Here is a 22,357-nt window from a genome sequence, read left to right as displayed (position 1 = left end):
ATAAAAGGCTGTAAGCCTTGATATAAAAGGAGTTAGAGAAATGGGTGTTATTCAATGGTTTCCTGGGCATATGTCCAAAGCACGTCGTCAGGTGCAAGAAAATTTAAAATATGTTGATTTTGTGATTGAATTGGTTGATGCTCGTCTCCCTATTTCTTCACGTAATCCGATGTTGGGGCAAATTATTGGAGATAAACCAAGAATTATTGCTTTAAATAAAGCTGATTTAGCTGATTCTAATGCAGTAGCACAATGGATTGAATATTTTGATGAACAAGGCTTTATAACTTTAGCCATTAATTCTAAAGAAGAATATACAGCAAAAAGATTAACTGTTGCTGCTAAAAAATTGATGGCTGATAAGGTCGCTCATGATAAGGAGCGCGGCATTGCTCATACTACTTTTCGAACAATGATTATCGGAATTCCGAATGCAGGGAAGTCAACTTTGATGAATCGCTTAGCAGGTAAAAAAGTTGCAGTGACTGGGAACCGTCCAGGGGTAACTAAGGGTCAACAATGGATTCGAACCAATAAAGAATTAGAATTATTGGACACACCAGGTATTCTTTGGCCAAAATTTGAAGATCAACTTGTTGGTTTAAAATTAGCTTTGACTGGGGCAATTAAGGATGATTTATTGCCAATGGATGAGGTAACAATTTTTGGATTAAATTATTTTTTGAAGAATTATCGAACAGTCACAATGAAACGATATCGAATAACAGAAGAAGATTTGGAGCTTGAAATTCCAGACTTAATTATGGAGCTGACTGCAAGATTTGGTTTCCGTGATGATTATGATCGTTTCTATAATATGTTTGTCAAAGATGTCCGGGATGGAAAACTGGGCTTGTTCTGTTTGGACGAAGTCAGAGTTGACGGACTTTGATTTTATGATTGTGTGATTACTGACAGATTTTCAGTATCAATAACATAAATAATATTATGTAAAATTACTGACAGAAAAGCTGTCAGTAATTTTTGAGAGTTGGTGAGTAAAATGGGACAAACCATTAAAGAAATTAAAGCGACCTTAGCCAAATTGACAGACTTGTCAGCAAAAGAATTCTTGGAATATGAAGCTGATGAACGGTCTGGGGTTCAAGCAGCACTTAAAAGTAGGAAAAAACAAATTTTAGCAGAGTTAGCAGAAGAGGCTCGTTTGGAACAAATGTTGGAATTTGAGAAAGAACTTTACGGCCAAGGAATTCAATTAATTGCAGGTATTGATGAAGTTGGTCGTGGACCACTTGCTGGTCCTGTAGTGACTGCGGCAGTCATTTTACCTAATAATTGTAAAATTCGGGGTTTAAATGATAGTAAAAAAGTGCCAAAATCAAAACATCATGCTATTCTATCTGAAATTCAAGAAAAAGCTTTAGCAATAGGAATTGGGATTGTTGATGCGGAAAAAATTGATGAAGTAAATATTTATGAGGCAACAAAAATTGCAATGATTCAGGCAGTATCAAAATTATCTGTTAAACCTGAGCATCTCTTAATTGATGCTATGGTTTTGGCTTTACCTATTGCACAGACAAAAATTATTCACGGAGATGCTCCTTCAGCCTCGATTGCGGCAGCTTCAATTGTTGCTAAAGTAACTCGTGATGAAATGATGAAAGAGTTTGCTCTTGAATTTCCTGAGTATGATTTTGAACATAATGCAGGTTATGGAACAGCAAAACATCTTGAAGCTCTAACAAAATATGGTATCACAAGAATTCATCGCAAGTCCTATGAGCCGATTAAAACAATGGTCAATTTTAAATCGTAGATTCTGTCAGTAAAAATATGTAAAACGTGAACGTTATCTGTTCACGTTTTTTTGCTGACAGGTCTGTCAGTAATTATTTAGACTATTCCTTTTTTAATAAAAAACTAATTTTATATTAACCTAAATGACATAATAAATAAAGAGAGTTTTTTATAGAATTAGTTACTAATAAAATATTCGAAATTGGTATAGTTACATCTGTTATAATTTCCAATATTTTTTAATAATAATTATTTTAACAAAAGACTTATATCAAAATTCTAATAGAGCAGATGATGAGCCCAGTATAAGCTTTCACACTGTTTTTATTAATAGCCTAAGAGAAATATAAAGTAATATAAATGTTTTTTATTATAAATTATGTAAGATATACTTTTTGTATGAACTGGTATAAATTTGATGATTAAGTCCTAAATAAGTTATAATCTCAATTGCGTAATTTCTTAAATCCAGAAATAACAGCTACATTGACATACTGATTAAAGAGTATAGCCAATGAACTGTTATAAATCTTGAAAAACAATAAAAATAATAGTTTGGGGGATGTTGAGAATGTATAAAAAATATGGAGATTGTTTTAAAAAGTTACGAAACCAAAAGAATTTAGGATTATCATACTTTAGTAAATTAGGAATAGACCGTTCAAATATATCTAGATTTGAACATGGAAAGTGTATGATGAGTTTTGAGCGCATAGATTTGATGTTAGAAGAAATGCAAGTGCCATTAGCTGAGTACGAATTGATAGTAAATAATTATATGCCGAATTTCCAAGAATTTTTTATATTAGAATTGGAAAAAGCTGAATTTAGTCAAAATCGAGATAAAATAAAAGAGTTATATTCTGAGGTTAAAGAAACAGGGAATCATTTACTGACGATTACCGTTAAAACGAAGCTTGGGACTATTAGTCAGACAGAAGTTAAGGAAATTGAAACTTATCTTTGTAATATTGAAGAGTGGGGATATTTTGAACTAACTTTATTCTATTTTGTATCTGATTATCTCAATGTCAATCAATTAGAATTGCTGCTTTTTAACTTTGACAAAAGATGTGAAAATTACTGTAGAGTCTTAAAATATAGAAGGAGACTATTGCAAATAGCCTATAAAAGCGTTGCGATATACGCGGCTAATGGAGAAAGAACAAAAGCCGAAAATATTTTAGAAATGACTAAAAAATATCGGACTGTAGGTGTTGATTTATATTCTGAAGTATTAAGACATCTTGCCAGAGGTATCATTATTTTTAATTTTGAAAATGCAGAAGTGGGAGAAGAAAAAATAAATTATGCGCTTGAAACTTTGGAAGAATTTGGAGGAATGAAGATAAAAGAATTCTATCAGAAAAAAATGGAAAAGTATTTGAAAAAGTCAATTTAGTCTCTTTTGAGCTGTTGCTTTAAAGCAACAGTTTAAAAGAGATTTTTTTTATTCTGGAGCATATACTAGAAAATGAAGATGAGTTGTATGAGGCTATATAACATGTCTTTTAAAAAATTCAATCATAAATATAAGGAGGTATGATGAATCAAAAAAAATTATCATTATTCGGTTTTTTTGCATTAACCGCTTCAATGGTCTGACTGTCTATGAGTATCCAACTTTTGCCACGTCAAAATTACATTTGGTGTTCTTTTTACTTCTCGGAGGACTACTCTGGTTTTTGCCCGTAGCGCTCTGTGCAGCAGAAATGGCGACGGTTGAAGGTTGGAAAAATGGTGGAATTTTTAGTTGGGTGAGCCAAACTTTAGGGGAGCGCTTTGGTTTTGCAGCCATATTTTTTCAGTGGTTCCAAATTACAGTTGGCTTTGTCACTATGATCTATTTCATTTTAGGGGCCCTCTCTTATGTGTTAAATTTTCAGGCACTTAATACAGATCCATTGATTAAATTTATTGGTTTACTAATCATTTTTTGGGGATTGACATTTTCTCAGTTAGGTGGGACACAAAGAACTGCTAAATTGGTAAAAGCTGGTTTCGTAGTTGGGATAGTGATTCCATCAATTATCTTGTTTGGATTAGCTGCAGCATATTTTATCGGAGGTAATCCTATAGAGATACCAATTAATAAGCATGCTTTTGTCCCAGATTTTTCACAAGTATCAACTTTAGTAGTTTTTGTTTCTTTTATTCTTGCTTATATGGGGGTAGAAGCTTCAGCTTCGCACATTAATGAACTTGAAAATCCAAAGAGAAATTATCCCTTAGCAATGATTTTATTAGTAATATTAGCTATTTCTTTAGATGCCATAGGTGGATTTTCTGTAGCAGCGGTTATTCCTCAAAAAGACTTATCATTAAGTGCAGGGGTAATTCAAACTTTTCAAACGTTAATCTTACATTTTAATCATCATTTGGGATGGTTAGTTAAAGTAATTGCACTAATGATTGCCTTTGGGGTTATGGGAGAAGTGAGTTCATGGGTTGTTGGTCCTTCTAGAGGGATGTTTGCAGCAGCACAAAGAGGCTTATTACCAAAATTTTTACGTAAAACAAATACTCATGAAGTCCCTGTTCCTTTAGTTATGATTCAAGGAATCATTGTTACACTTTGGGGCGCTGTATTAACTTTTGGAGGAGGAGGAAATAATTTATCTTTCTTAGTTGCCATTTCACTGACAGTAGTGATTTATTTGGTAGGTTATCTCTTATTCTTTATTGGTTACTTTGTTTTAATCTATAAAAAACAAAATTTAAAGCGCACTTATAATGTTCCAGGTAAAAGAGTTGGAAAAACAATCATTGCGGGAATTGGATTTTTATTATCAATTTTTGCTCTATTTATTTCCTTTGTTCCTCCAGCATCAATTGCGAAAAATGAGACTCATACTTACCAAATGATACTTCTTATAAGTTTTGTTGTGACTGCTATCTTGCCATTTATTGTTTATGAATTGCATGATAAAAGGGGACATGATACTATTGAAGAACCAAGGCACTTTAAAGCAAGAGATGTGAACCCCGCGATTTATCCAGCAGCTCGTGGTGAGCATCATATTATTAAAAAAGAAGAACATATCTTAAAACATTAAAAAATTGGAGGATGTACATATGTTATACGGAAAAGAAAATCGCGATGAAGCAGAGTTCTTGGAACCAATTTTTGGTTCAGAAAGTGAACAAGTGGATTTGCCTAAATATAAATTAGCTCAACAATCAATTGAACCTCGAGTGGCCTATCAGTTAGTTCAAGATGAAATGTTAGATGAAGGGAACGCTCGTTTAAATTTAGCCACATTCTGTCAAACTTATATGGAACCTGAAGCAGTCAAACTAATGAGTCAAACCTTGGAAAAAAATGCAATTGATAAATCGGAATATCCAAGAACAACTGAAATTGAAAACCGTTGCGTCAACATGATCGCTGACCTTTGGAATGCGAGTGAAAAAGAAAAATTTATGGGGACTTCAACGATTGGTTCTTCAGAAGCTTGTATGCTTGGTGGAATGGCCATGAAGTTTTCTTGGCGCAAGCGAGCAGAAAAATTGGGATTAGATATTAATGCGAAAAAGCCAAACTTAGTTATTTCATCTGGTTATCAAGTTTGCTGGGAAAAATTCTGTGTTTATTGGGATATTGAAATGCGAGAAGTGCCAATGGATAAAGAACATATGTCAATCAATTTGGACAAGGTGATGGATTATGTTGATGAGTACACGATTGGTGTAGTTGGTATTATGGGGATTACTTATACTGGTCGTTATGATGATATCAAAGCTTTGGATAATTTAATTGAAGAATATAATAAACAGACAGACTATAAAGTTTATATTCACGTAGATGCTGCTTCAGGAGGACTTTATGCTCCCTTTGTTGAGCCAGAACTTGAGTGGGATTTCCGTTTGAAAAATGTCATTTCAATCAATACCTCAGGCCATAAATATGGTTTAGTTTATCCTGGTGTAGGTTGGGTTTTGTGGCGTGACAAAAAATATTTACCAGAAGAATTAATTTTTAAAGTAAGTTATCTTGGAGGAGAACTACCAACGATGGCCATTAATTTTTCTCATAGTGCCTCTCAATTAATTGGTCAATATTATAATTTTGTACGTTATGGATTTGATGGATATAAAGCTATTCATGAGAGAACACATAAAGTAGCCATGTTTTTAGCAAAAGAAATTGAAAAAACTGGAATGTTTGAAATTATGAACGATGGGTCACAATTGCCAATTGTCTGCTATAAATTAAAAGAAGATTCAAATCGGGGTTGGAATCTTTATGATTTGGCGGACCGTTTATTAATGAAGGGATGGCAAGTGCCTGCTTATCCACTTCCTAAAAATTTGGAAAATGAAATCATTCAACGTTTAGTGATTCGAGCAGATTTTGGGATGAATATGGCATTTAACTATGTTCAAGATATGCAAGAAGCAATTGAGGCTTTAAATAAGGCTCATATTCTATACCATGAGGAACCTGAAAATAAAACATATGGTTTTACTCACTAAAAAAGCTGATATTCATCTTAGGAAAAATAAAAGCGATATAGTTAATCTATATCGCTTTTATTTTGATGATAATTTTTGTTTTTTCTATTTAGTTATAAGTCTGTCAGTGATTATTTTTCATAATATTTATCTAAAATCTCCATTTTTAAAGGAGTAATCTTAGATAATGGGGCTGTTAAACTTGTTCTTAAGAAGAGTTTGTCTTCAATGTTGATAATTCCTAAATATTTAAGTTGAGGATAATTTGCATTAACTTCCATAATCTGATTTTTTCTTTCAATCAGATTCTCACTTGTTACTGGCACATCAAGGTTAACAGTTCTTTCTTTGTATGAGTAGTTTTTGAGGGCAGCAATATTTCGATTAGGAATAAAAGTCGTTGCGCCATCAGCGCCAATTACTGTAATTGAACGAATTCCTACAGTTTTTACTACCCCTTCGATGTCAAGGCCAGCAAAAGCCACAGTATCTCCAACGTTGATTTGATGTTCAACGATAATAAAGAAGCCATTGATAATATCAGCGACTAAATCTCGCCCAGCAAAACCTAGAGCAACTCCGAGAATACCAGCACCAGCAAGGATATTTGCAACAGGAATTCCGATGACTCCTAGAACAGTATATATATAAAGAAAAACTGTAAGATAATGGATGGCACTGGTTGTCAGTCGAGAGAGGGTTAAAACTCTCGAAGTATCCGTCCATTTTTGCTCACTATAATTTTTAAATAAGCGTTTAACGATACGAGAGCCAGCTTGATAGAGAATAAAAAAAAGAATACTAATTAATAAAATTGTAATTGCTTTATCTAATAAAAATAAACCAAAGTCTTCCCAGTTTGTTTTTAATAAGTTCATTTTTGCTCCTTTGTTCAGTAATTTTATAAATTCATTTATAGAGAAATTGACTATATTTGAAAAAATTGTTTGAACTTTTACTGAATTTCATGAATATTTTCTTGTTTTATGTTACAGAAAATAATATAATCTATTATAACAAAAAAATTTGGAGGATGTTATGGCAATTAATTTAGACTGGAAAAATTTAGGATTCAGCTATCGGAACTTACCTTTTCGTTTTATCGCTCGTTTTAAAGATGGAAAATGGAGTGCTGGAGAACTAACAGGAGATAATCAACTTCATATTAGTGAATCATCACCTGCTTTGCATTATGGTCAACAAGGTTTTGAAGGATTAAAAGCCTATCGAACAAAGGATGGTTCAATCCAACTTTTCCGTCCTGACCAAAATGCTGCTCGTTTGCAAAATACGGCGCGTCGACTTTGCATGGCAGAAGTTCCAACTGAAATGTTTATTGATGCAGTTAAACAAGTGGTGAAAGCCAACGAAGATTTTGTGCCTCCTTACGGAACGGGTGCAACGCTCTATCTCCGTCCACTTTTGATTGGGGTTGGTGACGTTATTGGGGTGAAACCTGCTGATGAATATATTTTCACTGTTTTTGCTATGCCGGTTGGTTCTTATTTTAAAGGCGGATTGGCTCCTTCAAAATTTGTAATTTCAAGAGATTATGATAGGGCAGCTCCACTTGGTACAGGTGGTGCCAAAGTTGGAGGAAATTATGCAGCTTCTTTACAAGCAGAAGTTGGTGCCAAAGCTTCAGGCTATGCAGATGCAATTTATCTTGACCCAAGCACACATACTAAAATTGAAGAAGTTGGTGCTGCGAATTTCTTTGGAATTACAGCTGATAATGAATTTATCACGCCATTGAGCCCATCTATCTTACCCTCAATTACTAAATATTCTCTTCTTTATTTAGCTGAACATCGTTTGGGACTCAAAGCGATTGAGGGTGAAGTTTATGCTAAAGATTTAGGTAAATTTGTTGAAGCAGGAGCTTGTGGAACAGCGGCAATTATCTCTCCAATTGGTCGTATTGACGATGGAGAAGATTCTTATATTTTCCATTCAGAAACAGAAGTAGGACCAACGGTTAAACGTTTATATGATGAATTGGTTGGCATTCAGTTTGGTGATGTTGAAGCACCAGAAGGCTGGATTGTTAAAGTTGATTAATTTAAAAAGCTAAAGAATACTCTTTAGCTTTTTTATTTTGAAATAAATAATTTATCTTTTTTAATCCATTCTTGATCCTCTGTTCGAATTGGACGAATCACTTGGCAAGGATTACCAGCAGCAATCACATTTTCTGGAATATCTTTGGTAACGACGCTTCCTGCACCAATAATACTATTGTCACCAATGCTTACACCAGGAAGAAGGCTGACATTTGCCCCCAACCAGACTTGGTTCCCAACCGTAATTGGCTTTGAATAGACCCCACCAGCAGTTCTTAAACTTGGATCTTCCGAATGATTGGCAGCAAATAAACCACAGCGGGGGCCAAAGTAAACATTATTGCCAATCGTGACCTGATTACAGTCTAAAATAATCATATCATGATTAATGAGGACATTATCGCCAATTCTTATATTGAAGCCAAATTCACAGCGAAAATTAGATTCAATATAAGGATTTTTACCTAAATGTTCAAAAAGATTCTCTAAGATTTCTGGATGATAACCCTCATTGTTATTAATTTTTTGATTATAACGGCGGCTTTCAAAAAGGGCATGGTTACGATATTCAGACAACTCTAAATCGGCGTCATCGTATGTTTTTCCCGAATTAATTAGTGTCTTTAATTGTTTCTTATTCATTCTTTTATCTTACAATTTTAGTCTCTTTTAGTCAATTGTAAGGGTTTTTATATTTTTGATAAAGCTACTAAAAATTACATTTATATATAATTGTCAGAATATATTGATATTTCATCGAAATTTTAGTAGAATAAAAGAACCAAATTGTAAAATAAAAGAGGTTGTGTTATGAATAAAAAAGCTAAACAAGCCATGAAAACGACACTTTGGCAGCCTGATTTTGAATCGGATGCTTGTGGAATGGGCTTCATTGCCCAAATTGACGGGAAAGCTAGTCACCTTTTAGTTGAGAGAGCCCTGACCATGTTAACAAGGATGAATCATCGTGGTGGAACGGGTGCTGAACCAGAAACCGGAGATGGGGCAGGTATTTTACTTGCTTTGCCTGACGAATTCTTTCGTAAAATTGCAAAAGAACATGATGTAGAACTACCAAAACTTGGTGATTATGCCGTAGGGCAATTTTTCTTATCACGTAAGGAAAATAAAAAACATCAAGAATTAGAAGCAATTAAGGCAGCTGTTAAGGCTCAAGGCTATGAAGTCTTATTCACGCGCACAGTTCCTTTTAATTTTGAAGCATGTGGAGCAACGGCTCAAGGAATTATGCCATCTTTTGTTCAAGTTTTTATTGAGAAAAAATCATCTGAAAAAGCTGTCAGTGAAATTTCTAATTTTGAAAATGATTTATTTATTATCAGACGAAGTCTTGAAAAACGTTTTGACGAAGAGGAATTATATATTTGTTCATTATCTAGTCAGACGGTTGTTTATAAGGGAATGCTTCACGCGTATCAAGTAAAACTCTTTTATCCTGATTTGTCTGATGAAGATTTCAAAAGTCATATTGCACTAACACATAGCCGTTTTTCTACCAATACTTTTCCCTCTTGGAATCGGGCTCAACCTTTTCGTTTTCTAGCACATAATGGCGAAATTAACACGCTTCGCGGAGCTGAAAACTGGATGAAAGTCAACGATATTGAAATGTACAATGAAGAAAATTCTGATTCAGCCAAATTAGAAAATTGTATGGAGTATTTCTATCGAAATGGTCGAGAACTTCCAGAAAGTTTACTGACCATGATTCCTGAGGCTTGGGGAGAACAAACTGGCTTAAGTCCAGAATTAAAAGCTTTTTACGAATATTCAACTGCTCATATTGCACCTTGGGATGGACCGGCAGCTTTAGTATTTACTGACGGAAAAACCGTTGGGGCAAGACTTGATCGGAATGGTTTAAGACCAAGTCGTTATCTTGTGACAAAGGATAATTTTATCATTCTGTCAAGCGAATCTGGTGTGGTTGATATCCCAGCCGATGAAATCATTGAAAAATCAGTTCTTGGACCTGGTAACATGTTGTTAGTAAATACTGACGAAGGAAAAATTATTCGTAATGAAGAAGTTAAGAGTTATTATGCTAATAAATATCCCTACCAAGAATTTCTGTCAGCAGGTTTGAAAAAACTGTCAGCACTGACAGAAAGTGAAAAAACAAATCCAATTCCGTCAGCAAAAATGAATACCTTATGGAAATTATTTGGTTATACTGACGAAGTCATTCGGACAGTGCTTTTACCAATGGCGGAATCAGCCAATGAACCTACAATTTCAATGGGCTTTGATGCTCCTTTGGCAGTTTTATCTGACCAAGCTCAATCACTTTATAATTTCTTCAAACAACAATTTGCTCAAGTGACCAATCCACCAATTGATGCGATTAGGGAACAAATTGTCATTGGAACAGAAACCTATTTGGGAGAAGATGGGAATCCAGCAAAAATCACAGGTGAAAATGTCCGTAAGTTAAAATTAGATAGTCCAGTCCTTTCAACGGCTGACTTTGAAAAAATCTTAGCATTGAAGGAAGAACATTATCATACAGAAATTATTTCCACTCTTTATGATAAGGATGACCTTTTAGAAAATGCATTGAACAAACTCTTTTATAAGGCAGAAAGTTTGATTAATCAAGGAACAACTATTATCGTGCTTTCTGACCGTGACTTTGCTGAAAATAAAGTACCAATGCCTATTTTACTTGCTTTGTCAGGACTTTATCATTATATGTTAGGACGTCATAATGCGTCTAAATTTGCAATTATTGTAGATACAGCTGAGGTGTGCGAAGTTCATCAATTTGCAGCGCTTGTAGGCTATGGGGTTTCAGGAATCCATCCTTATGGTGCATATGCAACCCTTTCAGACTGGGGTATGGGAGCACCTGAACAACTTGAAAATTTCCGTCATGCGGCAGAAAAAGGTATTGTTAAGGTCATGAGCCGCATGGGAATTTCAACAATTGTCGGTTATAAAGGGGCTCAACTTTTTGAAGCAATTGGTTTATCTAAAGAAGTCGTTGACAAGTACTTCACAGGTACGAGTACAAGAATTGGTGGACTTTCTCTTGCCCAAATTGAGGACGAATATCGTTTGCGATATGAGAAAGCTTATGGACATCGGGCACAGGATTTATTGGAAACAGGCGGTTCTTTCCAATACCGGGCGGATGAAGGAGAACATCATATCTATGACCCACAAATGATTTACCAAATTCAAAATGCTGTCCGTCAAAATGATTTTGAAAAATATAAAAAATATAGTCAGTATCTAAATGATATTGCTCTAAAAACGCCGACAAGCTTACGTCACACTTGGAAAATCAAATCTGATCGGAAGTCCATTCAGATGAGCGAAGTAGAACCAGCTCGTGAAATTGTTAAACGTTTCAAAATTGGGGCCATGTCATTTGGATCATTGTCACAAGAGGCTCACGAATGTATTGCTCAAGCCATGAACTCTATTGGTGCAAAATCCAATTCGGGTGAAGGTGGTGAAAATGCAAAACGTTATGGCACAATCAATAATTCTAAAATTAAACAAGTCGCCTCTGGACGATTTGGTGTGTCAGCTGCTTATTTAATGTCTGCCGAAGAGATTCAAATTAAAATTTCGCAAGGTGCTAAGCCAGGTGAAGGTGGGCAATTGCCAGGTAAAAAAGCTTTTCCTTGGGTGGCAGAAGTTCGAAACTCAACTCCAGGGGTAAGTTTAATTTCACCACCGCCTCATCATGATATTTATTCCATTGAAGATTTGTCGCAACTTATTTTTGACTTGAAAAAAATTAATCCTTATGCAAAAATCAACGTTAAGTTGGTTTCATCGACTGGTGTTGGAACAATTGCTACAGGATGTGTTAAGGCCGGAGCTGATAAAGTTGTTATTTCTGGTTATGATGGTGGAACTGGAGCAAGTCCTAGAAACTCAACAAGAGATGCAGGTCTCCCTTGGGAAATGGGACTGGCAGAAGCACATCAAACGCTTAGTTTGAACAATTTACGTGATCGAATGATTTTGGAAACTGATGGTAAAGTAGTCACAGGTCGAGATATTGCGATTGCTGCAATGCTAGGTGCTGAAGAATATTCATTTGGTAGTTTAGCTTTGGTTGCGATTGGATGTATCATGACAAGAAATTGTCATTTAAATACTTGTCCCGTAGGTATTGCCACACAAAATCCTAGATTAAGAGCAAATTTTGCTGGAAAACCAGAGCACATTGTACGTTTAATGGAATTTATGGCTGAGGAAGTTCGAGAACTTTTAGCCGAACTTGGTTTTAGAACAATCAATGAATTGGTAGGTCATGCCGAGCTCTTGCAAGCTAAAGAAGATTTACCAGCTAAAATGCGAGGTTTGGACTTTAGCCGTATGCTTGGTTATGCCTTACCGATTGCAACAAGACATAGTGATCCTTTTGCTAATCCTCGTGCTTGGAAAGAGTTAGACCAATTTACGGAGGCTACACTTAATACTGGTTCTCAGGCAACGGTTCATGGTACGATTAAAAATATTAATCGAACAACGACCGCGCGGATGGCAGGTTGGATTGCTGAACGTTATGGTAATTTTGGTCTAAAAGATGCTTCTGTTTGCTATGAATATGAAGGGGTTGCTGGCCAGTCCTTTGGCTCTTACGCAACCGCTGGTATGGAGGTTACTCTGATTGGCGAAGCCAATGATTATATTGGAAAATCATTGTCAGGTGGGCGTTTGATTGTAAAACCACCTCTAGATGCCGCTTATGATATTGAAAATACTTCTATTGTTGGGAATGTTTCGCTCTTTGGGGCTATCGGTGGCGAAGCTTATTTCCGAGGTCGTGCAGGTGAGCGCTGTGGTGTCCGAAATTCAGGAGCATATTTTGTTGTGGAAGGAACGGGTGACCATGGTTGTGAATACATGACTGGTGGTATCGCTGTTGTTCTTGGTACAACAGGTCGTAATTTTGCGGCTGGGATGTCTGGTGGTATCGCTTATGTTTATGATGTCGCTGGCAATTTTGAAAATAAAGTGAATCGGGAAATGGTAGATCTTTATGCTTTAGATGAAACTTCAGGTGATGAAGTTTTAGAAGAATTATTGAAGAAACATTTGAATTATACTGATTCAGAAAAAGCAAAATTCATTTTAGAACATTGGCAAACAGAACGCGAAAAATTTGTCAAAGTTTATCCAAGAGAATATCATCATATTAAAAATGTTGAAGAAGATTTGGCTAAAACAGGTTTGTCAGGCGAAGCACTTACAATGACAACCTTTAAAAAAGTAACGGAGGTGAGCTAATGGCTGATCCAAATGGATTTTTAAATTATCCAAGAAATGATAATCCTTACCGTGAATTAGCGGAGCGGATAAAGGATTTTGCTGAACTGCAAGTTCCATTATCTACTGAAGAACGGCAAAAACAAGCGGCACGTTGTATGCATTGTGATGTTCCTTTTTGCCATCAAGGGATATTTTATGGGGGCAAACGGGCTGTCTCAGGTTGTCCAAATGATAATCATATTCCAGAGTGGAATGATTTGATTTATCGAGGACTACAAAGAAAAGCCTATGAACGTTTGATTTTAACCAATCCTTTTCCAGAATTTACTGGCAGAGTCTGTCCTGCTCCTTGTGAAAAATCTTGTGCCGAGGCCTTAAACGGTGCAGGAGTAACCATTAAAGATAATGAACGTTTCTTGGGTGATTTAGGAAATGATGAAGGTTGGGTGGCTGAAATTGGCAAAGCTGCGGAGCCGACAGGTTATAAAATAGCGATTATTGGGTCTGGGCCTGCCGGTCTGTCAGCTGCTTGGCGTCTTAATCAATTGGGACATAGCGTTACTGTTTTTGAAAAATCAGATCGTTTGGGCGGCTTATTGATGTACGGCATTCCAAATATGAAATTGGATAAAAAAGTCGTTCAAAAACGGATTGATTTAATGACAGAACTTGGTGTGACTTTTGTCACCAATACTGAGATTGGAAAGACAATCAGTTACGAAGACCTGTCAGTAAATTTTGATAGAATTATTTTGGCGATTGGCGCAGGAATTCCACGTGATTTAAATATTTCAGGTCGTGAAGCAATTGGAATTCGATTTGCCATTGATTTTCTGACAGAAACGACTAAAACTGTCCTTGAAGAGGGCGAAGATAATATTAGTCAATCATTAAAAGGAAAAAAAGTAGTAGTCATTGGTGGTGGAGATACAGGGAACGATTGTATCGGAACGGCAGTTCGTTTAGGAGCAGCATCGGTTTCTCAATTAGAAATCACACCAAGTTTACCCACTGATCGTTTAGATAACAACCCTTGGCCTGAGTGGCCAATGACCTTGAGAGCAGGTTATGGGCAAAAAGAAGCAGAATTTGTGGGAAATACTGATTTGACAACCTATCAAATGACTGCAACAGCTTTTCAAACAAGTGCTGAAGGTCAACTTACGGGTTTAAAAGTAGCCAAAGTTGGGCCTGGCTTCAAGGCAGTAGAAGGGACAGAACAAGTAATTGAAGCGGATTTAGTCTTACTTGCTATGGGATTTGTTGGGACTGACACAGGATTACTGGATAAATTTGGTGTTCAAGAAATTTATGATGACTATCGAACAAATAATGACAAAGTTCTAGTTGCAGGCGATGCCAGACGAGGTCCTTCTTTGGTTATTTGGGCAATCCGTGAAGGAAGAAAAACAGCCGAAATTGTTGATGAACAATTAATAAAAGTCGCTACAGCATAATTTATCATTCTGTCAGTAAAAAAAGTTTCTGTCAGTAAAAATGGCAGGAACTTTTTTGTGTCCAAGCTTTTGATGATATGCTATACTTATAAATAATCTAAAAATGAGGTGAGAGATGAAGACACCATTTGTAACAAAAGAACAATTAGAACAAATCACAAAGGAATTTCCAACACCATTTCATCTTTATGATGAAAAAGGAATTCGTCAAAAAGCGCGTGACCTTCACAAAGCCTTTGCTTGGAATAAAGGATTTAAAGAATTTTTTGCTGTGAAAGCGACACCCACACCAGCTATTTTAAAAATTCTTCATGAAGAGGGGTGTGGAGTTGATTGCGCCTCTTATGTCGAATTGTTACTTTCCGAAAAATGTGGGTTTGACGGCTCTGAGATGATGTTTTCATCAAACGATACTCCAGCTGAAGAATTTCAATTTGCTAATCAATTGGGTGCGACAATCAATCTTGATGCCTATGAAGATATTGAATTTTTGAAAAATCTGACAGATTTTATTTTTCCGGAAACAATGAGTTTGAGATACAATCCCGGTGGAGTTTTTGCTATGGGAACAAAAATTATGGATAATCCAGAAGAATCTAAATTCGGAATGACAAAAGCCCAACTCATCCAAGGAATTAAAGATTTGCAAAAATTAGGCGTGAAAAAATTTGGAATGCATAGTTTTTTGGCTTCAAATACAGTGACAAATGATTATTACCCAGAACTTGCCAGCAAGCTCTTTAAGCTTGCTTTAGAAATTAGAGAAGAAACTGGAATTACCCTTGATTTCATTAACTTATCAGGCGGAATTGGTGTGAACTATCGTCCTGATGAGGAGGCAAATGATATTGCAAAAATCGGACAAGGTGTTCATGAAGCTTATGATGAAGTTTTGAGCGCTAACGGAATAGAAAATCTAAAAATTTATACCGAATTGGGACGTTTTATGCTTGCTCCACACGGTCATTTGATTACAAAAGTTTTGCATCTTAAAGAAACTTATCGAAAATATGTTGGCGTTGATGCATCAGCAGTTAACTTGATGCGTCCAGCCTTTTATGGTGCTTACCACCACATCACAGTTGCTGGAAAAGAAAATGATGAAGCGACTGAAATTTATGATATTACAGGTTCTTTATGTGAGAATAATGATAAATTTGCAAAAGAAAGAGCCTTTCCTAAAATAGAAATAGGAGATTTATTAGTGATTCATGATACTGGTGCGCATGGATTCTCAATGGGTTATCAATATAATGCTAAATTAAGAAGTTCCGAAATTTTGCTTCAAGAAGATGGAAAGACTCGTTTAATTCGTCGAGCAGAGAAGCCAGCTGATTATTTTGCAACATTAGATGGTTTTGATTTTACAATTTGAGAAATAAAAAGTTACTGACAGCTCTGTCAGTAACTTTTGCCTCATTTATCTTTTCTGTCAGTAATATAAAGTGCTGACAAAAGGACTAAAATTTGATATAATAAGATGTCATCAATGGCGAAAGCTTTTCGCCAAAATTAGGAGATTCAAAATGAATTTAATCTTAGCTATTTTGCTTATGGTTGTATGCCTTTTGGCAGGTTTTTTCTTGGGAACATGGTTCTCACAACGCCAAACAAAAAAATTACTTATGGATAACCCACCCCTTAATGAAGATGCTGTTCGTCTTATGATGGGATCTATGGGACGTAAACCAAGTGAAGTTCAAGTCCAACAAGTTCTTCGCCAAATTCGTGCTGCTGCAAAGCAATCAGACACAAACAAAAAATAAGCTATTATATACGCTGAGCGAAGCAGTAGAACACAAGTTCTAAACTCTCTCAGCGTTTGCTTTTATCATCATAAATAAAGTATCCATTATATTAAAAAATACAGATTTTGGATAAGAAAGAATTTGAATTAGATATTTAAAAAGGAGAAGAAAAATGGACAATCGACCAATCGGCCTCTTAGATTCTGGTGTTGGTGGACTGACTGTTGCTCGCGAACTCCTTAGACAACTCCCAAATGAAGAAATTGTCTACATAGGAGATACAAGAAGAGCTCCTTATGGTCCGCGTAGTCGTGAACAGATCATAGCGTTCACTTGGGACATGGTTAATTTTTTACTATCAAAAGATGTGAAAATGATTGTAATGGCCTGTAATACAGCAACAGCGATGGCCTTAGAAATTGTAAAAGAAAAACTAGATATACCGGTGATTGGTGTCATCCTACCCGGAGCAAGCTCAGCGATTCAAAAAACAAAAACAAACAAAATTGGTGTAATTGCCACTCAAGCTTCGATTCGTTCAGATGAATATCATAAAACAATTGTTCGTAAATCATCAGCAGTAGAAGTATATAGCCTAGCATGTCCAAAATTTGTTTCAATCGTGGAATCAAATGAAATGGAATCTGAAATTGCTAGAAAAGTTGTATCAGAAAGTCTTGTTCCACTAATTGGAAAAGTAGATACCTTAATTCTCGGATGTACTCACTATCCTCTCTTACGTTCCTTAATCCAAGAAACAATGGGAAAAGAGGTGCGTTTGATTGATTCTGGAGCAGAAGCTGTACGAGATATCTCTGTTCTGCTCAACTATTTTTCAATAAATGGACAAGAACGTCAACCATTAGAGCATCGTTTCTATACTACTGCGGGCGTTAATTCATTTCGAGAAATTGCAGAAAAATGGTTAAACATCGGACAACTTCAGATTGAACATACTGAAATAGAGAATTTCAATAAGGAAAAATAAATGGAAAAAACACTTATTATCGCAACAAGAAATTCAGGAAAAACAAAAGAATTTAAAAAATTATTTGCTGATTTCGGTTATGAAATCAAAGATTTAACAGATTATCCAGAACTTCCTGAAATTGAAGAAACTGGAACTACTTTTGAAGAAAATGCTCGTTTAAAAGCAGAACAAATCGCTGAAATTACTGGGCAAGTAGTTATTGGCGATGATTCAGGACTTTGTGTTGATGTCCTTGGTGGTTTGCCTGGCATTTGGTCGCATCGTTTCTCGGCTCCAGATCCTACTGATGAGAAAAATATCGCAAAACTTTTGCACGAACTGGCTCCAACGGCAATTACCCCAGAACGTAGAAGCGCACATTTTCATACTACGCTTGTGGCGGCAAAACCAGGCCGTGAGAGTTTAGTTGTAGAAGCAGATTGGGATGGCTATATTGCTCTCGCTCCTAAAGGAGAAAATGGTTTTGGCTATGATCCTATTTTCATGGTTGATGCCTTTAGAACAGCCGCAGAATTATCAGAAAAAGAAAAAAATCAAGTCTCTCATCGTGGACAAGCCTTGAGAAAATTAATGGCTGAACTTCCTGAGTGGCTTGACAAATAAGTTTAAATAAATTAACATAAAAATAATTATGTAAAAGAGGGACGCTTATGTTTGTAGTAATGTCTGATTCACATTATGACCGCGATGTGGTTCAATCCATAAAATCTAAATATTTGAATGAAGCAACTGCTATCTTTCATTGCGGAGATTCTGAACTTCCTAGTTCTGATGAAATTTGGCAAGGAATAACTGTTGTTGCTGGGAACTGTGATTATGATAGTGGATATCATGATTTTCTTACTCAAGAAGTTGAAGGAAAAAAGGTATTAATTACACATGGTCATCTTTTTTATGTTGGTTTAGGATTAGACCGTTATTCTTATTTTGCTGAGGAAAAGAACGCAGATATCGCGCTTTTTGGACATATCCATCAACCAGTAGCACAAAAAATTAATAATATACTTTATGTAAATCCAGGTTCAGTTGCACAACCTAGAGGGAAGTATGATATCAAAATGTATGCTATAATTGAGATTGAAGGAGAAGAGTTCAAAGTTTCATATCGAAATCTGCAACATGAACCTATCCCGGAACTACAGTTCAGACTCTAAGTCTACAAAGCTCTTTAAGGAGTAATTTGCATGATTGATAAAAAGATTGAGGATTTTATCTTGAATCAAAGTGAAACCTTTATGATTCCTGCCTCAAATGTTGCTGTACTTTATGCTGAGCATAATATTGCTCATGCCAAACTGATGCTTAGTCAGTATAAGTATTCACGAGTTCCAGTTTTAAATGAAAAAAAAGAATACGTTGGTGTTTTGGGTTTAACAGAAATCGTTGAATTTGAAATGGAGCAGAATTTCTTTTTTGAAAAATTACATAATACATCAATTTCGGAAATAGTTAATAAAGATGTTCAAACAGTTGGACCATCAGTAACCTTGGAAGAAATGATGCACAAATTAATTAAGGAGCCATTTCTCCCAGTAGTCAAAAGACAGGAATTTATGGGGATTGTTGTTAGGCAAGAAATATTAAAGGCCTTTAGTGCCTTTGCTCACGACTTTACAAAATATTATGAAATTACCAAACGAGATTGACGAGTATTTAGCAAGCAGAAATTTTTCAGAGAATACTCGTTCAAATTACCATTATGATTTAGTTTCTTTGCAGGCTTTCTTTGAAGATAAGTCACTCACAACAGAAAACTTAGAACTTTACAAAATTCAAATTAGTAATCTTTCGCCAGCAGCACAGCGAAGGAAGATTTCGAGTGCAAATCAATATTTGCTTTTCCTGTATCAAAGACAAAAAGTTGACCAGTACTTTAAAATTAAACAAGTCGTTCAAAAAAAATCACAGACTGCTCAAAGTTATCATCCAATGATTAAGGAATTTCCTGAGTTCTATGGTCCTTTGACCTGTCCAGGACAATTTTTAGCCTTATTAATTTTAGAATTTGGTTTAAATTTTGCTGAGATACAAAAATTGAAATGGGAAAATTTTAATTGGAACTTTAAATATCTCACGATTGAAAAAGCAGGAATAAAACGAGTTTTACCAATTAGAGAAAAATTTGCCATAAGAGTTAAAGCCATTAATAATGCTGATGAATTATTCGCAAAATCTCGTCAATTTCTTTATACTGAATTGAAAAAATTTACGAACTATTCTTCCAAAGAAATTAGAGAACAGTATATCTTGCATCAAGTTAAAGCAGGGAAGTCAATTTATGAACTGGCAACTCTACTTGGTTTAACAACTATTACAACGCTTGAAAAATATTATAGATAGGAATTTACATTATTTTTATTATGTAAACTATGATTAAAGAAATCAATATAAAAATTAAAAACTTCGAGGGTCCTCTCGACCTTTTATTGCATTTGGTAAGTCAGTATGAAATGGATATTTTTGAAGTTCCATTGGTACCAGTTATTGAGCAATATCTTATCTATATTCAAACCATGAAAGAACTTGAATTGGAAGTAGCTGGAGAGTACATGTTAATGGCAAGTCAACTGATGTTAATTAAATCAAGAAGACTTTTACCAACAGTTACCGAAACTTTTATTGAAGATACAGAACAACTTGAGTATGATTTATTGGCTCAAATTGATGAATATCGGAAATATAAAATGTTGTCACAAGATTTAGATGAACTTCATCAGGAACGTAGTCATTTTTATTCAAAAGCTAAGACAGAAATTATCACTGATGAAACTGTACTTTTGCAGGATAAATCTGCTTTAGATTTATTTCTAGCTTTTACTAAGATTCTTGAGTTGCAAAGACAACATTTTCAAGACGAGAACACAAAAATAGCAGCTGAGAAATTTACAATCGCTGATAAGATTTCAGAGTTAAGTACTAGATTTACAGAACAAAAAATATGTAAATTTTCAGATTTGTTTTCTAACTCTACTAATAAAGATGAACTCGTCACCACTTTTATGGCTCTTTTAGAATTAATCAAAAATCAACAGATTTCTTTTTCTCAAGGAGAGCTTTTTGGAGAAATTATTTTAGAAAGAAAAGAAACTAGTGAATAAGACAGCAAGTTGTGAACTCTTACTTTTTGTATCTGGCGAAGCTGGTTTAACTTTGGCAGAATTGTCAGCATTGACAGAAATGTCTAAACAAGCTTGTCAGCAACAAATTGATTACTTAAAAGAAAAATATCATTCTGATGAAGAATCTGCTTTGACGATTATTGAAACTGCAGGTAAATATCGTATGGCTACAAAAGAAGAGTTTGCAGAAATTCTTAAAAACTATGCCAAAACTCCTCTTAATCAATCCTTGTCAAAATCAGCTCTTGAAGTTTTATCAATTATTGCTTATAAGCAACCTTTAACTCGACTCGAAATCGATCAGCTCCGCGGAGTGAATTCCTCAGGTGTTCTCTCAACACTTCGTGCTTTTGATTTGGTTGAAAAGGTCGGGCAAGTTGAAGCACCAGGACGTCCAAGTCTTTATGCAACAACTGAATTTTTCTTAGACTATATTGGGATTAATCATTTAGATGAATTACCTGAAATAGATGAGTCAAGATTTATCGCAGAAGAACAAACCTTATTTAACGAAAGTGAAGAAAATGAGAATCAATAAATATTTGGCCCATGCAGGTGTGGCAAGCAGACGTAAAGCAGAAGAACTAATTTTAGCGGGAAAAGTAACGGTAAATAATGTTCCAATGACAAACTTGGGTTATCAAGTTTCAACTGGAGATATCGTTGAAGTTAATGGAGTAGCAGTTTATAACGAAGAACCCGTTTATTATCTTCTAAATAAACCAAGAGGCTATATTTCTTCAGTTAGCGATGACAAAGGACGTCAAACGGTAATGGATTTAATGCCTCAAGTTAAAGAACGGATTTACCCTGTGGGACGTTTGGACTGGGACACAAGCGGTTTGCTTTTGCTTACAAACGACGGTGAGTTTACGAATATGATGACTCACCCACGTCATGGCGTTGATAAGGTCTATGTTGCTAAGGTAGAAGGCCAAGCGAACAAAGAAAACTTGCGTCCTTTAACTTTAGGTATGACTATTGAAGGTAAAAAAGTTAGTCCCGCCCGTTATGAGATTATCAAACAAGAGAAAACAAAAAATCATTCGATTGTTAGTTTAACTATCCATGAAGGACAAAATCATCAAGTTAAAAAAATGTTTGCGGCTGCAGGACTTCCAGTACAAAAATTGAGTCGTATTCAATATGGAACTCTTACATTGGATGGACTTCCAACAGGACAATTTCGTCGTTTGAGTAAAAAAGAAGTTTCTCAATTGATTAATGCAGCCCAAGGAAATTAAGTGATTATTATAAAAGACAATTCTGGTAAAGAGTTGTTTTTTTATTTCTTAAGCAAATCTTATTCTTGATAAGCAAACTATTTTTGTGCTATAATAAAAACATCTTCAGGGCACCGTGTAATTCGGGACCGGCGGTAAATAGGGCTTTGACCTTATGACTCCGCGATTCGCTACGGCGATTGAAGCAGTGAGAATATGCTAGCGACAGTAAAGTCTGGATGGAAGAAGATGAACAATTTTTGTAGTGTAATCAACTTCGGTTGGAT

At 35.4% G+C, this 22,357-nt stretch carries 20 protein-coding genes, 1 pseudogene and 1 riboswitch; of the genes and pseudogenes, 18 read left to right on the top strand and 3 right to left on the bottom strand.

Translation table 11 applies throughout. The features are described from left to right. The first annotated feature begins 40 nt into the window (after positions 1-40). A complete protein-coding gene (gene ylqF, locus PYW37_RS06620) occupies positions 41-892 on the top strand; it encodes a ribosome biogenesis GTPase YlqF (RefSeq protein WP_025016760.1) in 852 nt (283 codons plus the stop codon). 2 nt (positions 893-894) lie between these two features. Here ylqF and PYW37_RS06615 read toward each other — a convergent pair whose 3' ends face one another. After that, positions 895-1,017, bottom strand: a complete 123-nt coding sequence (locus PYW37_RS06615; RefSeq protein ID WP_023189198.1) for a hypothetical protein — start codon at positions 1,015-1,017, stop codon at positions 895-897. Here PYW37_RS06615 and rnhB point away from each other — a divergent pair. The 4 genes and pseudogenes from rnhB (at position 1,004) to gad (ending at position 6,237) form a co-directional block, all read left to right on the top strand. Then, positions 1,004-1,780 (top strand): ribonuclease HII, encoded by a 777-nt coding sequence (rnhB, locus tag PYW37_RS06610; protein ID WP_025016759.1) that lies wholly within the window; start codon positions 1,004-1,006, stop codon positions 1,778-1,780. The two genes, PYW37_RS06615 and rnhB, sit on opposite strands and share 14 nt — an antisense overlap. A 552-nt stretch (positions 1,781-2,332) precedes the next feature. After that, positions 2,333-3,163 carry an XRE/MutR family transcriptional regulator gene (locus PYW37_RS06605; protein WP_012897893.1) on the top strand — a complete coding sequence of 277 codons (831 nt, stop codon included), beginning with the start codon at positions 2,333-2,335 and terminating at the stop codon, positions 3,161-3,163. Between the two features lie 143 nt (positions 3,164-3,306). Further along, a pseudogene (gene gadC, locus PYW37_RS06600) lies at positions 3,307-4,817 on the top strand (glutamate/gamma-aminobutyrate antiporter). Positions 4,818-4,836: 19 nt separating this feature from the next. Continuing rightward, a complete protein-coding gene (gad, locus tag PYW37_RS06595) occupies positions 4,837-6,237 on the top strand; it encodes a glutamate decarboxylase (RefSeq protein ID WP_023164198.1) in 1,401 nt (466 codons plus the stop codon). 110 nt (positions 6,238-6,347) lie between these two features. Here the strand turns inward: gad and PYW37_RS06590 are convergent, their stop codons facing one another. Further along, the gene (locus tag PYW37_RS06590) at positions 6,348-7,094 is read right to left on the bottom strand and encodes a mechanosensitive ion channel family protein (RefSeq protein WP_025016758.1); all 747 of its coding nucleotides are present in this window, start codon (positions 7,092-7,094) and stop codon (positions 6,348-6,350) included. Between the two features lie 160 nt (positions 7,095-7,254). On the opposite strand from PYW37_RS06590, the gene PYW37_RS06585 reads away from it, so the two are divergent. Beyond that, the gene (locus PYW37_RS06585; RefSeq protein WP_025016757.1) at positions 7,255-8,277 is read left to right on the top strand and encodes a branched-chain amino acid aminotransferase; all 1,023 of its coding nucleotides are present in this window, start codon (positions 7,255-7,257) and stop codon (positions 8,275-8,277) included. Between the two features lie 32 nt (positions 8,278-8,309). Here PYW37_RS06585 and PYW37_RS06580 read toward each other — a convergent pair whose 3' ends face one another. Next, positions 8,310-8,921 (bottom strand): sugar O-acetyltransferase, encoded by a 612-nt coding sequence (locus PYW37_RS06580; RefSeq protein WP_023189203.1) that lies wholly within the window; start codon positions 8,919-8,921, stop codon positions 8,310-8,312. A gap of 168 nt (positions 8,922-9,089) precedes the next feature. On the opposite strand from PYW37_RS06580, the gene gltB reads away from it, so the two are divergent. The 12 genes from gltB (at position 9,090) to PYW37_RS06520 (ending at position 22,091) form a co-directional block, all read left to right on the top strand. Then, entirely contained in the window at positions 9,090-13,550 is a 4,461-nt protein-coding gene (gene gltB, locus PYW37_RS06575; protein ID WP_021722865.1) for a glutamate synthase large subunit, read from the top strand. Next, positions 13,550-14,989, top strand: a complete 1,440-nt coding sequence (locus PYW37_RS06570) for a glutamate synthase subunit beta (protein WP_023189204.1) — start codon at positions 13,550-13,552, stop codon at positions 14,987-14,989. The genes gltB and PYW37_RS06570 overlap by 1 nt, the downstream gene beginning before the upstream one ends. Positions 14,990-15,104: 115 nt before the next feature. After that, a complete protein-coding gene (locus PYW37_RS06565) occupies positions 15,105-16,364 on the top strand; it encodes a diaminopimelate decarboxylase (protein ID WP_023189205.1) in 1,260 nt (419 codons plus the stop codon). Positions 16,365-16,515: 151 nt separating this feature from the next. Further along, on the top strand, positions 16,516-16,755 hold the full coding sequence (locus PYW37_RS06560; RefSeq protein ID WP_003130191.1) for a YneF family protein: 240 nt from the start codon (positions 16,516-16,518) through the stop codon (positions 16,753-16,755). Between the two features lie 154 nt (positions 16,756-16,909). Then, positions 16,910-17,725: a glutamate racemase gene (racE, locus tag PYW37_RS06555; RefSeq protein WP_025016756.1), complete on the top strand. Its 816-nt coding sequence runs from the start codon at positions 16,910-16,912 to the stop codon at positions 17,723-17,725. Beyond that, the gene (locus PYW37_RS06550; RefSeq protein WP_003130194.1) at positions 17,726-18,331 is read left to right on the top strand and encodes a nucleoside-triphosphate diphosphatase; all 606 of its coding nucleotides are present in this window, start codon (positions 17,726-17,728) and stop codon (positions 18,329-18,331) included. It abuts the gene before it with no gap. A 47-nt stretch (positions 18,332-18,378) separates the two neighbouring features. Next, positions 18,379-18,882, top strand: coding sequence for a metallophosphoesterase (locus PYW37_RS06545; RefSeq protein WP_003130196.1), 504 nt, complete (start codon positions 18,379-18,381; stop codon positions 18,880-18,882). 30 nt (positions 18,883-18,912) lie between these two features. After that, positions 18,913-19,374 carry a cyclic-di-AMP-binding protein CbpB gene (cbpB, locus tag PYW37_RS06540; protein ID WP_010905865.1) on the top strand — a complete coding sequence of 154 codons (462 nt, stop codon included), beginning with the start codon at positions 18,913-18,915 and terminating at the stop codon, positions 19,372-19,374. After that, entirely contained in the window at positions 19,352-20,068 is a 717-nt protein-coding gene (xerD, locus tag PYW37_RS06535) for a site-specific tyrosine recombinase XerD (protein ID WP_010905864.1), read from the top strand. Before cbpB ends, xerD begins: the two co-directional genes overlap by 23 nt. A gap of 29 nt (positions 20,069-20,097) precedes the next feature. Next, the gene (locus PYW37_RS06530) at positions 20,098-20,826 is read left to right on the top strand and encodes a segregation/condensation protein A (protein ID WP_023189206.1); all 729 of its coding nucleotides are present in this window, start codon (positions 20,098-20,100) and stop codon (positions 20,824-20,826) included. Beyond that, positions 20,819-21,385 carry an SMC-Scp complex subunit ScpB gene (gene scpB / locus PYW37_RS06525; RefSeq protein WP_012897880.1) on the top strand — a complete coding sequence of 189 codons (567 nt, stop codon included), beginning with the start codon at positions 20,819-20,821 and terminating at the stop codon, positions 21,383-21,385. Before PYW37_RS06530 ends, scpB begins: the two co-directional genes overlap by 8 nt. Continuing rightward, on the top strand, positions 21,372-22,091 hold the full coding sequence (locus PYW37_RS06520) for a pseudouridine synthase (RefSeq protein WP_003130202.1): 720 nt from the start codon (positions 21,372-21,374) through the stop codon (positions 22,089-22,091). The genes scpB and PYW37_RS06520 overlap by 14 nt, the downstream gene beginning before the upstream one ends. A gap of 97 nt (positions 22,092-22,188) precedes the next feature. Next, positions 22,189-22,325, top strand: a riboswitch (FMN riboswitch). Positions 22,326-22,357: the final 32 nt, after the last annotated feature.

Origin of the sequence: Lactococcus lactis (genome assembly GCF_029023865.1) — a bacterium.
Lineage (GTDB): Bacteria > Bacillota > Bacilli > Lactobacillales > Streptococcaceae > Lactococcus > Lactococcus lactis.
The sequence above is the reverse complement of the archived record's forward strand: the minus strand, read 5'-3'. Positions and strand labels throughout refer to the sequence as shown.

Bases quoted from the DNA above. Each gene is read 5' to 3' on its own strand.
- rnhB (WP_025016759.1), top strand. From the start codon at position 1,004: ATGGGACAAACCATTAAAGAAATTAAAGCGACCTTAGCCAAATTGACA.
- gltB (WP_021722865.1), top strand. From the start codon at position 9,090: ATGAATAAAAAAGCTAAACAAGCCATGAAAACGACACTTTGGCAGCCT.
- PYW37_RS06590 (WP_025016758.1), bottom strand. From the start codon at position 7,094: ATGAACTTATTAAAAACAAACTGGGAAGACTTTGGTTTATTTTTATTA.
- PYW37_RS06560 (WP_003130191.1), top strand. From the start codon at position 16,516: ATGAATTTAATCTTAGCTATTTTGCTTATGGTTGTATGCCTTTTGGCA.
- PYW37_RS06585 (WP_025016757.1), top strand. From the start codon at position 7,255: ATGGCAATTAATTTAGACTGGAAAAATTTAGGATTCAGCTATCGGAAC.
- racE (WP_025016756.1), top strand. From the start codon at position 16,910: ATGGACAATCGACCAATCGGCCTCTTAGATTCTGGTGTTGGTGGACTG.
- PYW37_RS06550 (WP_003130194.1), top strand. From the start codon at position 17,726: ATGGAAAAAACACTTATTATCGCAACAAGAAATTCAGGAAAAACAAAA.
- PYW37_RS06605 (WP_012897893.1), top strand. From the start codon at position 2,333: ATGTATAAAAAATATGGAGATTGTTTTAAAAAGTTACGAAACCAAAAG.
- PYW37_RS06520 (WP_003130202.1), top strand. From the start codon at position 21,372: ATGAGAATCAATAAATATTTGGCCCATGCAGGTGTGGCAAGCAGACGT.
- PYW37_RS06545 (WP_003130196.1), top strand. From the start codon at position 18,379: ATGTTTGTAGTAATGTCTGATTCACATTATGACCGCGATGTGGTTCAA.
- PYW37_RS06570 (WP_023189204.1), top strand. From the start codon at position 13,550: ATGGCTGATCCAAATGGATTTTTAAATTATCCAAGAAATGATAATCCT.
- gad (WP_023164198.1), top strand. From the start codon at position 4,837: ATGTTATACGGAAAAGAAAATCGCGATGAAGCAGAGTTCTTGGAACCA.
- PYW37_RS06565 (WP_023189205.1), top strand. From the start codon at position 15,105: ATGAAGACACCATTTGTAACAAAAGAACAATTAGAACAAATCACAAAG.
- PYW37_RS06530 (WP_023189206.1), top strand. From the start codon at position 20,098: ATGATTAAAGAAATCAATATAAAAATTAAAAACTTCGAGGGTCCTCTC.
- PYW37_RS06580 (WP_023189203.1), bottom strand. From the start codon at position 8,921: ATGAATAAGAAACAATTAAAGACACTAATTAATTCGGGAAAAACATAC.
- xerD (WP_010905864.1), top strand. From the start codon at position 19,352: ATGAAATTACCAAACGAGATTGACGAGTATTTAGCAAGCAGAAATTTT.
- PYW37_RS06615 (WP_023189198.1), bottom strand. From the start codon at position 1,017: ATGGTTTGTCCCATTTTACTCACCAACTCTCAAAAATTACTGACAGCT.
- ylqF (WP_025016760.1), top strand. From the start codon at position 41: ATGGGTGTTATTCAATGGTTTCCTGGGCATATGTCCAAAGCACGTCGT.
- cbpB (WP_010905865.1), top strand. From the start codon at position 18,913: ATGATTGATAAAAAGATTGAGGATTTTATCTTGAATCAAAGTGAAACC.